This is a genomic window from Rhodoferax lithotrophicus (assembly GCF_019973615.1).
GTDB lineage: Bacteria > Pseudomonadota > Gammaproteobacteria > Burkholderiales > Burkholderiaceae_C > Rhodoferax > Rhodoferax lithotrophicus.
In genome coordinates this window covers 3,700,136-3,712,636 of sequence record NZ_AP024238.1, presented here as the reverse complement: position 1 = coordinate 3,712,636, position 12,501 = coordinate 3,700,136, and the positions used below count along the sequence as shown (strand labels likewise).

The window sequence follows — 12,501 nt, the reverse complement described above, 5'->3', positions numbered from 1 at the left end:
CTGATACCAAAGGACAGATTGTGGGCTATATTTCGAGCCACTTCACCTGATCACAGCGATCCATTCAATTTGAGGAACATCATGAAAGTTAGCGATATCTTGCGCATCAAAGGCGGCACCTTGTACACCGCATCGCCCGATGAAACCTTGATCAATGCCTTGAGGCTGATGGCTGATCGTGATATTGGTTCGCTGGTGATCATGGAACATGGTGAACTGGTGGGCATGGTCACGGTGCGTGAACTGACCCAGGTGCTGGTCAAAACCGAGGGCAACATTTCTGCCACCACCGTACGTGCTGCGATGGATGACCACCCCCTGACCTGTACGTCCGAAACGGACATGGACGAAGTGCGCCGCATGATGCTGGATCGCCATGCCCGCTACATGCCGGTCATGAACAAAAAAATGCTCATGGGTGTGATCAGTTTCCACGATGTCGCCCGCGCCGTGGTCGACAGCCAGAATCTGGAAAACAAGCTGCTCAAAGCCTACATCCACGACTGGCCCGAAGGTCAGCAGCCGGACGACGCACCCAAGCTGTAAGTCTTTTATTCTTGGCGCACATGCCAAGAGCCGCTCTGGGATAATCCCGCCCCATGAGCGGCAATACCTTTGGAACCCTATTCGCAGTCACCAACTTTGGTGAATCCCACGGCCCGGCCATTGGCTGCGTGATTGACGGCTGTCCGCCGGGCATGTCACTCAGTGAGGCCGACATCCAGCCCGACCTGGATCGCCGCCGTCCCGGCACCAGCAAATTCGTCACCCAGCGTAACGAACCCGACGCGGTGCAGATTCTCTCTGGCGTGTATGAAGGCAAAACCACCGGCACACCGATCTGCCTGCTGATCCACAACACCGACCAGCGCAGCAAAGATTACGGCAACATCGTCCAGACCTTTCGCCCCGGCCACGCCGATTACGCCTACTTTCAAAAATACGGCATCCGCGACCCGCGTGGTGGTGGCCGCAGCAGCGCCCGCCTAACCGCGCCCATGGTGGCTGCCGGTGCGGTGGCTAAAAAATGGCTGTTTGAAAAATACGGCACCACCTTTCGCGGCTGTATGACGCAAGTGGGTGAACTGCCGGTGGCCTTCGAGTCCTGGGAGCATGTGCCCAACAACCCGTTTTTTGCCCCGGTGGCCGATGTTTCGGCCCTGGAAGACTACATGGCCGCCTTGCGCAAAGACGGTGATTCGTGTGGCGCACGCCTGCGGGTCAGCGCATCCAACGTGCCGGTTGGCCTGGGCGAGCCGCTGTTTGACAAGATGGATGCTGACATTGCCTACGCCATGATGGGCATCAACGCCGTCAAGGGGGTTGAAATAGGCGCTGGTTTTGCCTGCGTGGCGCAGCGTGGCAGCACGCATGGCGACTCCCTCACCCCCCAAGGCTTTGCCAGCAACAACGCTGGCGGCACCTTGGGTGGTATCACCAGCGGGCAAGATCTGGAGGTGTCGGTGGCCATCAAGCCCACCAGTTCGATCCTGACCCCGCGCCAATCGATTGACACCAGCGGAGCGCCGATGGAGGTGATCACCAAAGGCCGCCACGACCCCTGTGTTGGCATTCGCGCCACGCCCATTCTGGAAGCCATGCTGGCGCTGGTGGTGATGGAGCACGCCCTGCGCCAGCGCGCCCAGTGTGGGGATGTAGCGGTGAGTCTGGCCCCGATCAAAGCCTCGGTTTGATTTGGCCACAGCGTCGGCGCAGCGCCGCCACCTGATCGCTTTTGGTGCGCTGCCGGCCAGCTACTTCCGGGCCGCCTGCGTGGCCGAGGGCAGGCGCTGTACACCGTGATTGGCTACGGCTTTTTCGGTGTGCTGGGGAGTCTGGGAGGTGGGGCTTAAAGTGCCAAACACGGTCTAGAAGCCGTGTTTGTTGCGGCGGCAGCTATGGGGTTTGTAGCGTTTAGGTGTGCTTGGCGGGTTTGGGGCGAGGGAGTTGAGGCGGTGATCTGGTGGGAGGGTTTGAAGGCGGCTTAAGGATGTTGCGAGCTGATATTCAAGTTGTAGACGAAACAATCGTTAGCGATCTAGCCGGCCGCGTCCGGACTCCGTGCCGAAGAAACTTGATTTTTAGATCGTTGATTTGTAAAGGTATTTTTGAAGTTACTTAAGAGCGTTAAGTTGCACTTGGTGCCTCGGCCGCAAGGGCTTCACTTGCTGGAAGGTGATAGACGATTTGTTCGATCATCAATATGGCGAGCAGAGATGCCTTTTGATTGAATCCGTCTTCCGCAGCAACGCCGTGTGCGATGGTGTGCCGCGAGGCCTCGGCTGGATTTCCGGAATCGTTTGGATCGAACGATTTAAAAAAGACTTTGCTTAAGAACTCACGGAATCTCTGTGGCAGTAATCGGCTGTAGGTATTTGGCGACGAACGGTGAGCCCTCGCGGGGGCTTCGGCCAAATTGCTCTGACTGAAGTTAGTTTCTCCTGCGTGACTGGCAATGCTTCTTAGCAACCCCTCAAGTCTTGGATAGAGAATGGATACACAACTGATGAAATCTTGCGCCGCAAATCTCTCAATTGCTCGAGTGAGGATGTCCCTGTGTGGCGCAAGGACTGGGCTTTTTCGCCAGTGTTCCAACAATAAGTGCACTCGCTCTGCAGTTTCGGTATATATATTTTCGACCAACCTGTCAGGATTCCATCCGTTTCGGATGTGATTCAGAACTTCAGCAATTGTGTCCGTTTTCAGGCCAATGAATGGAAACCAACCGACAGCCAACAGTGCCTCCCAATCTTTTTCCGTGATCTTGAAGATTTGCTGGTATGTCAGGTAGTTGAGATATCCACCAAGCAGCTTCCCAATATCGTAGTCTCGTTGGATTGGAGGACTCCAAAGTGGGCCAAGGTCAAAATACATGCCCTTTCGCCAGCCGTTGGACAAAAGCACAAATACGCCAACGTCTTGGGGGATTTCAACGCCGTCAAATCTTAGTTCTTCTATGTCCAATATATCGTCGCTATATATCTGATCACCTTTGCTGACATTCTTCCTTATCCGAACTTTGGCGATGTGAATAAGTTCATTGACGTAGACAGTGCACTCGCCATCCGGTTTTATCAAAAACAAGAAGTGGTCAATAGCTGAAGGTTTTATAGCAGGAGACCCGATCAGTCTCAGTACGTGAGACGGGTAGTCTTCAAGTCTGGCAATAAATAGGTCGCCGTCTTCAGAGGAACTGAAGTCCCGCCAAGCTAGGCGGACGGTTTCGCCCTCTTGGGCGCTATTCAAAGAGATGCCTTGCGGTGGCGTACCAAGTTGGACAGTAAAAGGCATTTATGCAACCTACTCAATGTTGACAGTCGTCTATTCTGGCGATTGCAGCTTTGACGACGGTATAAAAACGCATTGGGTCAAAACGCACGACTCGCTCGATAGCGCGCCAAGCCGGATGCCGATGGCATCTGCCGTGTGTTGATTGAAGCAATGAATTTCATCGCCGTCCCTGTGTGTCTGGTCGCCAATCCTGGCAACTTGGTGTGTGTATCGAGTAAATCTACCCGAGCCGAAGTGGAACCACTATAGCCCACAGCGTGCGGCATCAGAGTCACTTTTGATGCGTCATCCATGAACCAAGTGCGTGTGGCACCCAAACTTCTATAGTTTTGATGAAAAACACCCTGTAGCCCTTTTAAAATCAGCGTTGGAAGCTATATCTAAAGTAGCGGAAACCGCTTATAAAATCAGGGCTTGGCCTTTCCAAGCAGCGCCAAAAATCCCGCAGTAGCGCTGCGTGCGGCGGGTAAATTGAGCAACGTGTGTGGCGCATTGGGCACCAAAAGAACGGCGGCGCGTGGGTTGTCTTTTAGCGCTGCTCCGCAGTGGCCTTCGGCCTGTGGGTTGCCCAGCCAGGTGTTGCTGCGGGAGAAAAATGGGTCGGTGGCGCTGATGACGTTGAGCACGGGTTTGCCGGGCTCAAACGCGTTCAGCGGTTCTTTGACGAAGTAGTTGGCCTCGCAGCTCCAGGCGAACAACATGCGCGCCACGAATTCCGTACCCGTGTAACGGGCCACCGGCACCGCACCTTCGCTGGTGCCTGCCAGAATCAGGCGGGCGGGGTCGGCCCAGCTTTGGCTTTTTAACGCTGTCAGCGTTGGCGCAATTTCAGAGGCGCGCAGAGCCAGGATTTTTTCATACGCATCTTTGTCAATCGGTGACTTGTAGGTGACGTGGCCTGCCAGGGTGAACGAATTGGGGGCGACGCTGGCATAACCCAGGCTGGCCAGCCATTGCTGCCACTCACCGATGGCCTTGAGCCCCAGGCCGGACGACCCGTGCAGAAAGACGATCACCGGGAACGCCGTGCCTGCCTGCTTGGGGATGTCCTTGAACTTGCCGCAAAACCCGGTGCCGCCCGCTGTGGCAGGGGGTAGGCAGACATCGGCTTGTTGTACGGTGGCGGCGAGTGATTCTGGGGTGTGAACCCAGGCATCTCCCTTGATTTCGCCAACGGGTGCCAGCGGCTGCGCGCCGACCGCGGCACTGGTGATGGAGAGGGTGGCTGCCATGGCAAGGAAGAAGGGTCTCATAAAGGTGGACTTGCGGTTGTGAGGTTGGAGGGACGAAGGTCGACCGACAGTTGGCGCTGACCTTTGGATACGCTGACAATTTCAGTTTATACCGTCGGTATCATTTTTTGCGCCACGTCGGAAGCTGGCGATGCGTGACATATCCATGCAGGATTTTTTGGATAAAAATGCCCTGTGATCCATGTGTATCTTGTGCAAGAAGCTATATTTATAGTAGCAACAAGAAAGTCAGCATTCAGGGATGTGGCGCGTCGCACAGGGTTGGCTGGTTTTTCGATTTGGTGAAGAAGGTTGGTCAGGCCGTTGGCAACTGGGTTCAGCCTCGCGCTTACCCTGCCTCCATGCGCCAATCCACACCAACCCCGATAATGCACGCCCTGTGTGATGAATGGAATCTGCTTTATGAAAACCCCCGAACTGCTGGCCCCGGCAGGCTCTTTGACCATGCTGGAAACCGCGCTGGCCTTTGGCGCGACCGCCATCTACGCTGGCCAGCCGCGCTACAGCTTGCGTGTGCGCAACAACGACTTTGGCGACATCAATGTGCTCAAGCAGGGCATTGACACGGCGCACGCCAAGGGGGCCAAGTTCTTCCTGGTGAGCAACATTTTCCCGCACGGCAACAAGATCCGGCACTACATCGACAACATGGCACCAGTGATTGCCTTGAAGCCCGACGCGATGATCATGTCTGACCCCGGCCTGATCATGATGGTGCGCGAGACCTGGCCCGAGATGGAGATTCACCTCTCGGTGCAGTCCAACACCGTCAACTCGGCGGCGGTCAAATTCTGGCAAAAGGTCGGCTTGAAGCGCATCATTCTGTCGCGCGAGTTGTCACTCGATCAGGTGGAAGAAATCCGCCAGGCCTGCCCCGACATGGAGCTGGAAGTCTTTGTGCACGGCGCACTGTGTATTGCCTACTCGGGCCGCTGCCTGCTGTCGGGCTATTTCAACCATCGTGATGCGAACCAGGGCAGTTGTACCAATTCCTGCCGCTGGGATTACAAGACGCAAAAAGGCGTGGTCGATGCCTCGGGTGATGTGCTGACCCAGCAAGCCGCGCAGGCGCGTGAGCAGGAAGCCCTTGAGCGCTCGCCCGAGGCCGATCAGGTCTACATGATCGAAGAAAGCCAGCGCGAGGGCAGCTACATGCCGATTGAAGAAGACGAGCACGGCACCTACGTGATGAACAGCAAAGACTTGCGGGCCATCGAACACGTCAAACGCCTGGTGGAAATCGGCGTGGATTCGCTCAAGATCGAAGGCCGCACCAAAAGCCCGTATTACGTGGCTCGCACGGTGCAAAGCTACCGCCGCGCGATTGACGATGCAGTGGCCGGGCGCGAGCTCAACCCCGAATTGCTCGGCCAGCTCGAAGGCCTGGCCAACCGTGGCTACACCAGCGGCTTTTTCCAGCGCCACACCCCCGAGGCCACGCAAAACTACCTGCGCGGCTACTCCGAGTCGGGCCGCAGCCTGTACGTGGGCGACGTGGTCGGTTTTGATGCGGCGCGTGGCCTGGCCCAGGTGGCCGTGAAAAACCGCTTTGCCGTGGGTGACTGGCTGGAGATCATTGCCCCGGCTGGTAATGTGGATGTGCTGCTGGAACGCATGGAGAGCACCGACGGCGCGGCCATGCCGGTGGCCCCAGGCAGCGGCCACATCGTGTGGTTGCCCTTGCCCGAGAGCGCGGTGGGCGCGTTTGTGGCACGCTACATTCACCCGCCCGAGGTCGTGGTTCCCGATGTTGAGAGTGTTTTAGTCCCCTAGCGCTTGATAAATAAGCGCAAGCAGCTATCAAAATGGAAGCATTGAGAATCCCCCCCGAAGAGATATCCTTGAGCGCCATCCGCGCCCAGGGGGCTGGGGGGCAAAACGTCAACAAGGTCTCCAGCGCGATTCACCTGCGTTTTGACATTGCCGCTTCCAGCCTGCCACCGGATGTCAAGCAGCGTCTGCTGGCGCTGCACGACAGCCGCATCAGCAAAGACGGCGTGCTGGTGCTCAAGGCGCAGCAGCACCGCACGCAAGAGATGAACCGCTTTGATGCGCTGATCCGCCTGCACGAGCTGGTCAACAGCGTGGCCCAGCCGCCCAAAGACCGCAAGCCGACCAAGCCGACGCGGGCTTCAACCAAGCGGCGATTGGATGCCAAACATCAACGTGGAGTCTTAAAAACACAGCGGAGATCCTTGGATGATTAACACCAAAGACTGCTGGCGTTTGGTGGCTCTGGTGATCTGTTGGGTGGTGGTGTGGCCGGTTGGGGCCGCAGAGAAAGTGAACGCGCCGGTCCAAGCGAACAGTCGGCAAGCTGTTGTGACCTATTGTGTGGATCCTGATTGGGCCCCCTTTGAGCAAATTGATCCACAAGGCAAACATGTTGGTATTTCGGCTGATCTGCTGTCATTGGTTGGGCAACGCAGCGGGTTGAATCTGCAGTTGTTGGTGACCAAAGATTGGGAAGAAAGCATCAGGGCCTCGCAAGATGGGCGCTGTACCCTCATGAGCTTTCTGAATCAAACCCCGGAGCGTGAGGCTTGGTTGATGTTTACCGAGCCCTTGCTGGTGGATGAAAATGTGTTGATCACGCGTGAAGAACACCCGTTTATTTCAGATCTGGCCTCCTTGGACCAGGCCAGCATGGTGTTGCCCAAGGGAACCTCGGTTGAGGAGCGGGTGCGCCATGATTACCCCAATATCAGGTTGACCCTGGTGGACAGTGAGGCTATTGCCTTCAAAATGGTGTCTGAGCGGCAGGCCGATATGACCATGCGATCCCTGATTGTGGCGGCTGACACCATCAAGCGCCAAGGTTGGTTCAACCTGAAAATTGCCGGACAAGTGCCGGGGTACGGGAATCAGTTGCGTATTGGTGTGGCCAAAAATCAAGCCAAGTTGCGCGACGTGCTCAATGTTGCCGTGCAGTCCATAACGCCTGTAGAGCGGCAGTTGATTGTCAACCGGCACACCGCCATCAACTTCATTTCAGCCATCGATTACACCTTGGTGAAATGGCTTCTGGCCTTGGTGGTGGCAGTGGGGTTGACCAGTTTTTTCTGGATTTTGCGACTGCGGCAATTGAATGCCAAGCTGAAAGCACTCTCGCACACGGATGACCTTACCGGGCTGCAGAACCGCACGGGGCTGGATGCCATTTTTAAAGATGAGTTGGAGCGAAGCCAGCGCTTTACGCACGCTTTGTCGATCATGATTCTGGACATTGATTTTTTTAAACGTGTCAATGATGAGTTGGGCCATCTGGCGGGTGATCTGGTCCTGAAGGAAATAGCGCAGGTGTTGCGGCAGCAGGTGCGAACCATTGATATTTTGATGCGCTGGGGTGGCGAAGAGTTTTTGGTGATCTGCCCCGGCACTTCAGCGGACAAGGCGGTTTTGTTGGCTGAGCGAATTTTGCAAGCTGTGCGGGATTTCAGGAGCAGTGCCGGTTGTGCACTGACCCTCAGTGCGGGGGTGGCTTCGCTCAATGCCATCGATCCGCCAGAAAAACTGTTTGTTCAGGCCGATCTGGCGCTTTATCAGGCCAAAGCATCCGGTCGCAACCGTGTGGTGCTTTATTCGGGTGGTGCATGAGCCGTTGGCTGTTCAGTTGTGCCCAGGCGGTGTGGGCCATTGCCCGCCTGGAAGTGCATTTTTTTCTGCACAGCCCCAGGATGCTGTTGTCCGCCTTGGTGGTGGTGCTGATTCCGGCGTTGTACGTGGTGATTTACCTGACCAGTGTGTGGGACCCGGCAGCCAAAACCGGGGCTTTGCCGGTGGCCATCGTTAACCTGGATCAGGGGCTGGTGTACCGTGAACAAGCCTTCAACGTGGGGCGTGACGTGACCCAGCGCCTTAAAGCCAAACCGGCTTTTGGCTACGTGGACTACACCAGCGAACAAGAAGCACGCCAGTTGGTACGCAGTGGTGCCCTGGCGTTTGCGCTGATTGTCCCCGTCGACTTCAGCTCCAACGCCATTCCCGGTGCCCAAGCCGGCGCTGGCAAGCTGGTGGTGTTCACTTCCGAGGGCAACAGCTACCCCAGCGCTGGTCTGGCCCGGCGCTTTGCTGAAGACCTGGGCCGCGAGGTGAATCAAAGCCTGAACGAGCAGCGTTGGGTGCTGGTGCTGGCTGATGCGGCGGGCTCGCAACGCAGTCTGGCGCAGTTGCACGATGGCTTGGCGCAATTGCGTCATGGGGCAACCGAATTGGTGAACGGGGCGCAGCAAACCACCCGTGGTGCGGATACTTTTACTCGTGGTACGGCGCGGCTTGATCTGGGTGTAGGCCAATTCAGCACGGGTTTCAAAGAGTTGAACGCGGGCTTGCGCAGCATGTTTGCCCAACGCCCCAAAAATTCGGAACTGCGCCGCCTGGACGAAGGAGCCAAAGCCCTGGCTGCAGGGCATGACGAACTGGGCAAGGGGTTGGCCGAGCTGCAACAGGGCACCCTGCGCCTGCAAAAAAGCATCGATGGTTTTCGTGAAGAAGCCGACAGCAGCCTGTTTGTGGCCACTGAAGTCAAAACCGCACTGGGACAACTCGGCCAGGGTGTTGGCACGTTGGATGCTGGTCTGAAAACAGCGGCGGCGGGCCAGCAAAAGCTCGGTGACGGGGCCGACGCGCTCAGCGCCGGGGTCAGCACGCTGACCAGTGGCCTGATCAGCCTGAATACGGGCCTGCGTACCATCGTCACCCAGTTGCCCGAGGACAGCAAACTGGATGAATTGGCGCGTGGTGCAAGTAGTCTGAGCATCGGTTCCATCACCCTGAAGCAAGGTACCCAGCAGGTGGTGCAAGGTGCGCAGCACCTGGCAGGTGGTCTGGATTTGCTGGAGCAGGCCTTACCGGCTTCCACCCGGCAACTGGACGGCAACGCCCAGGGGCTGGCCAGCTCGGTACAGCCTGAGGTGGAGGTGGCGGCACCGGTGCAAAACAATGGCAGCGCGTTTGCGGCCAACATCGTCCCCGGGGCACTTTGGCTGGGAGCCAGTCTGGCGGCGTTTTTGATTCGTATGCGTGCCTTGCCGCGCCAGGCCAAGGGCTATCCGGTGCTGGCGCGGATATTGGGCAAAGTCGCCATGCCGATGCTGCTGGTGTTGTTGCAGGCACTGCTGGTCTGGGCCGCCTTGTTGTGGGTGCTGCAGATGCAGGCGGTAAGTGTCGGCGGCTTGGTCTTGACGCTGGCCTTGGCTGCGGCCACGTTTTTGTGGCTGGTGTTTGCCTTGACCCGCGCGCTGGGTGATGCCGGCAAAGCGCTGGCGCTGATTTTTTTGGCGGTGCAGTTGTCATCGTCTGGCGGGATTTTGCCGGTGGAGCTCAGCGGGGGACTGTTTGCCCTGATGAGTCCTTATCTGCCCATCACCTGGGTGGTGAAAGCCATCAAGGCTAGCCTGTTTGGCGCGTTTGACGGCCAATGGCTGGCCGCTTTGCTGTGGGTGGCACTGTGGGGCGCTCTGGCTGCACTGGTGGCCACGTGGGTTGGGCGCTGGCGTTATGTGAAACTGTCCGCACTGCGGCCGACTCTGGATTTATAAAAAATATGGCAATGATTCAATGGTTCCCAGGGCACATGCACCTGACGCAAAAAGCAATTGCCGAGCGCATCAAAAACATCGACGTGGTGATCGAGCTGCTGGATGCCCGCCTGCCGGGGTCAAGTGCCAACCCGATGCTGGCCACCCTCACCCAGGGCAAACCGGCGCTGAAAGTGCTGAACAAGCAAGACCTGGCTGACCCGGAGCGCACCGCGCTGTGGCTGGCGCATTACAACGCGTTACCTGGCACCCGCGCCATTTCGCTGGATGCCAGCATGGCGGCCCCGGCCAAGGCACTGATCAAGGCTTGTTTCGAGTTGGCCCCGAACCGGGGCGGCATGGTCAAGCCGATGCGGGTGCTGATTTGCGGCATCCCCAACGTGGGCAAGTCGACGTTGATCAACACCCTGACCGGCAAGCGCGCCGCCAAGACCGGTGACGAAGCTGGTGTGACCAAGGTAGAGCAGCGCATCTCCCTGGCCGATGACTTTTACCTGTACGACACACCGGGCGTGTTATGGCCGCGCATCATTGTGGCCAAGAGTGGTTACAACCTGGCCGCCAGCGGTGCGGTCGGGCGTAATGCGTTTGACGAGCAAGAGGTGGCGCTGGAACTGCTGGACTACCTGAAAACCCATTACCCGCAGCTGCTGGAGGCACGCTTCAAGATCGATGGTGCTGCGGCCATGAGTGATGAACAGTTGCTGGAAGCGATTGGCCGCAAGCGTGGTGCGCTACAAGGTGGGCAAAAGGTGAATCTGCAAAAAGCCGCCGAGATTGCAATTTACGATTTCCGCTCCAGTGTGCTGGGCCGCATCACCCTGGAAACCCCCAAAGAATTTGCCCAGTGGCTGGCCGCAGGCCAAACACTGGATGCCCAGCGGCAGATGAAGAAAGACGCGATTGAGCTGGATCGCAAAATCAGGTTCAAGCAGATTCCGCGACCTGATCGTCGTGGTAGTCGCTGAACGCTTATTCAGTCACCCGGATGTAACACCACATCAGAACACGGGTACGCCACACAGGGCAGGATGTAGCCGTCTTCTTTTTCGTCAGCGCTTAAACCCGGCCATTCAATTTCATAGCGCACCTGGCCACTTTCAAGTTTGCCAAAACAGGTGCGGCAAGTGCCGTTGCGGCACGAGCTTGGCCAGTCCAGTTGACCTTGTTCCATGGACAGCAGCAGTGGCTGGTTAGACCAGGCGTCAAACTGCTGGCCGTCTGGTTGGCTGCGTCCAGTGAATATTTTTGCGGTATCGTGGGTGCTCATGTTTGAATTATATGAAGAGCAAATTAGCCCTCTGATGCTCTTGTGTATTGCGTAAGGTGCTATTGTTTTTATTTAAATAAAACTTTCTGGAGTTCATCTCATGCCCATCTCCATGACCCCCAGTACGCAATGGCGCGAACAAGTTGCTGCTGATGAGTGCGAGCGGTTTGCGGCTTATGGCCAGCAATTTTTGGAGATTCAAGCGTCCAGGTCCCTCAAATACGGGCCGGGCCGGGCGCTGCACCGCAAGCAGCTCACCGCCGCACAAGGCCGTCTGGAGGTGTTGGCCAAGCTGCCCGAGTTTGCCCGCTATGGCTTGTTTGCCACGCCCAAGCGCTACCCGGTGTGGGTGCGCTTGTCCAATGGCGGTCTGGATCGTGCCCCTGATCCCGTACCCGATGTGCGTGGCCTGGCGATCCGGGTGCAGGGTGTGACAGGTGACCCGGCGCTGGGCCATGGCCCCACCCCGTGCCAGTGCTTCACGCTGATCAATGCCGAACAGTTTGCCTTCCCGAAAAGCGACGAATTTGTGGCTTTTGTGGTGGCCGCAGCCCAGGGCAACGCAAGCTTGCTGAAGTTTTTGGTTCTGCGCTATGGTTTGCTGGGGGGCCCGGCCCGGTTGCTGAAATTGCTCAAAACGGTGGGCAAACCGTTTGGCGGTTTTGCCACCGAACCCTTGTTTAGCGCCGTGCCCATGGCCTGTGGCCCGTATGCGGTGCGGGTGAGGCTGCTGCCCGCGGCCAGTAACGGCGTGGCCACACCTAGAGCCCAGCAGGATTGGGGTGGTGATTTTGTTGCCCGGCTGGCACAGCAGGATTTGCAGTGGGACTTGCAGTTGCAGCCGTTTGTGAGCGAGGCCCTGACCCCGATTGAAGATGCCAGCATCAACTGGCCCAGCCCGTATACCACCGTGGCACGCCTGACTTTGCCGCACCAGGACAGTAACAGCGCGGCCGGGCAGGCTTTGTTGAGTCAGGTTGAAGCCAGTGTATTTGACCCCTGGCAAGCACTGGCGGCGCACCGACCACTGGGCGATGTGCAGCGCGCGCGTAAAGTGATTTATTTTGAGAGCCAGAAAGGTCGCTCAGCCGTTTGAGCTTCAACCCCATTTGAAGATTGCTCAAATAGCTATAAAATATGTAGCAAA

The 12,501-nt window shown here is 57.4% G+C and carries 11 protein-coding genes; 8 read left to right on the top strand and 3 right to left on the bottom strand.

The genetic code is table 11. The features are described from left to right. Window positions 1–81 precede the first annotated feature (81 nt). Both LDN84_RS17140 and aroC read left to right on the top strand, forming a co-directional pair. Window positions 82–546: a CBS domain-containing protein gene (locus tag LDN84_RS17140; RefSeq protein WP_223904637.1), complete on the top strand. Its 465-nt coding sequence runs from the start codon at window positions 82–84 to the stop codon at window positions 544–546. A gap of 53 nt (window positions 547–599) precedes the next feature. Then, entirely contained in the window at window positions 600–1,694 is a 1,095-nt protein-coding gene (aroC, locus tag LDN84_RS17135; RefSeq protein WP_223904636.1) for a chorismate synthase, read from the top strand. Between the two features lie 433 nt (window positions 1,695–2,127). Here aroC and LDN84_RS17130 read toward each other — a convergent pair whose 3' ends face one another. Beyond that, the gene (locus LDN84_RS17130; protein WP_223904635.1) at window positions 2,128–3,291 is read right to left on the bottom strand and encodes a hypothetical protein; all 1,164 of its coding nucleotides are present in this window, start codon (window positions 3,289–3,291) and stop codon (window positions 2,128–2,130) included. Between the two features lie 407 nt (window positions 3,292–3,698). Further along, window positions 3,699–4,523 (bottom strand): dienelactone hydrolase family protein, encoded by an 825-nt coding sequence (locus LDN84_RS17125; protein ID WP_223904634.1) that lies wholly within the window; start codon window positions 4,521–4,523, stop codon window positions 3,699–3,701. 423 nt (window positions 4,524–4,946) lie between these two features. Here LDN84_RS17125 and trhP point away from each other — a divergent pair, with 423 nt between their 5' ends. Genes trhP through ylqF form a run of 5 tightly spaced genes read left to right on the top strand, consistent with a single transcriptional unit; the run spans window position 4,947 to window position 11,052 of the window. Next, window positions 4,947–6,317 carry a prephenate-dependent tRNA uridine(34) hydroxylase TrhP gene (gene trhP / locus LDN84_RS17120; RefSeq protein WP_223904633.1) on the top strand — a complete coding sequence of 457 codons (1,371 nt, stop codon included), beginning with the start codon at window positions 4,947–4,949 and terminating at the stop codon, window positions 6,315–6,317. Window positions 6,318–6,349: 32 nt separating this feature from the next. After that, window positions 6,350–6,751: an alternative ribosome rescue aminoacyl-tRNA hydrolase ArfB gene (arfB, locus tag LDN84_RS17115; RefSeq protein ID WP_223904632.1), complete on the top strand. Its 402-nt coding sequence runs from the start codon at window positions 6,350–6,352 to the stop codon at window positions 6,749–6,751. Continuing rightward, complete coding sequence (locus tag LDN84_RS17110) at window positions 6,744–8,141, top strand: diguanylate cyclase (protein WP_223904631.1); 1,398 nt, start codon at window positions 6,744–6,746, stop codon at window positions 8,139–8,141. The genes arfB and LDN84_RS17110 overlap by 8 nt, the downstream gene beginning before the upstream one ends. Further along, window positions 8,138–10,084 (top strand): YhgE/Pip domain-containing protein, encoded by a 1,947-nt coding sequence (locus tag LDN84_RS17105; RefSeq protein ID WP_223904630.1) that lies wholly within the window; start codon window positions 8,138–8,140, stop codon window positions 10,082–10,084. Before LDN84_RS17110 ends, LDN84_RS17105 begins: the two co-directional genes overlap by 4 nt. Before the next feature lie 5 nt (window positions 10,085–10,089). Continuing rightward, window positions 10,090–11,052, top strand: a complete 963-nt coding sequence (ylqF, locus tag LDN84_RS17100) for a ribosome biogenesis GTPase YlqF (protein WP_223904629.1) — start codon at window positions 10,090–10,092, stop codon at window positions 11,050–11,052. A gap of 8 nt (window positions 11,053–11,060) precedes the next feature. Here the strand turns inward: ylqF and LDN84_RS17095 are convergent, their stop codons facing one another. Next, window positions 11,061–11,354: a 2Fe-2S iron-sulfur cluster-binding protein gene (locus LDN84_RS17095; RefSeq protein ID WP_223904628.1), complete on the bottom strand. Its 294-nt coding sequence runs from the start codon at window positions 11,352–11,354 to the stop codon at window positions 11,061–11,063. A gap of 100 nt (window positions 11,355–11,454) precedes the next feature. Here LDN84_RS17095 and LDN84_RS17090 point away from each other — a divergent pair, with 100 nt between their 5' ends. Next, on the top strand, window positions 11,455–12,450 hold the full coding sequence (locus LDN84_RS17090) for a catalase family protein (RefSeq protein WP_223904627.1): 996 nt from the start codon (window positions 11,455–11,457) through the stop codon (window positions 12,448–12,450). Window positions 12,451–12,501: the final 51 nt, after the last annotated feature.

What these genes read in the sequence shown, in the direction of transcription:
- LDN84_RS17140 (WP_223904637.1), top strand. Translation starts at nt 82, where the DNA reads ATGAAAGTTAGCGATATCTTGCGCATCAAAGGCGGCACCTTGTACACC.
- aroC (WP_223904636.1), top strand. Translation starts at nt 600, where the DNA reads ATGAGCGGCAATACCTTTGGAACCCTATTCGCAGTCACCAACTTTGGT.
- LDN84_RS17130 (WP_223904635.1), bottom strand. Translation starts at nt 3,291, where the DNA reads ATGCCTTTTACTGTCCAACTTGGTACGCCACCGCAAGGCATCTCTTTG.
- LDN84_RS17125 (WP_223904634.1), bottom strand. Translation starts at nt 4,523, where the DNA reads ATGGCAGCCACCCTCTCCATCACCAGTGCCGCGGTCGGCGCGCAGCCG.
- trhP (WP_223904633.1), top strand. Translation starts at nt 4,947, where the DNA reads ATGAAAACCCCCGAACTGCTGGCCCCGGCAGGCTCTTTGACCATGCTG.
- arfB (WP_223904632.1), top strand. Translation starts at nt 6,350, where the DNA reads ATGGAAGCATTGAGAATCCCCCCCGAAGAGATATCCTTGAGCGCCATC.
- LDN84_RS17110 (WP_223904631.1), top strand. Translation starts at nt 6,744, where the DNA reads ATGATTAACACCAAAGACTGCTGGCGTTTGGTGGCTCTGGTGATCTGT.
- LDN84_RS17105 (WP_223904630.1), top strand. Translation starts at nt 8,138, where the DNA reads ATGAGCCGTTGGCTGTTCAGTTGTGCCCAGGCGGTGTGGGCCATTGCC.
- ylqF (WP_223904629.1), top strand. Translation starts at nt 10,090, where the DNA reads ATGGCAATGATTCAATGGTTCCCAGGGCACATGCACCTGACGCAAAAA.
- LDN84_RS17095 (WP_223904628.1), bottom strand. Translation starts at nt 11,354, where the DNA reads ATGAGCACCCACGATACCGCAAAAATATTCACTGGACGCAGCCAACCA.
- LDN84_RS17090 (WP_223904627.1), top strand. Translation starts at nt 11,455, where the DNA reads ATGCCCATCTCCATGACCCCCAGTACGCAATGGCGCGAACAAGTTGCT.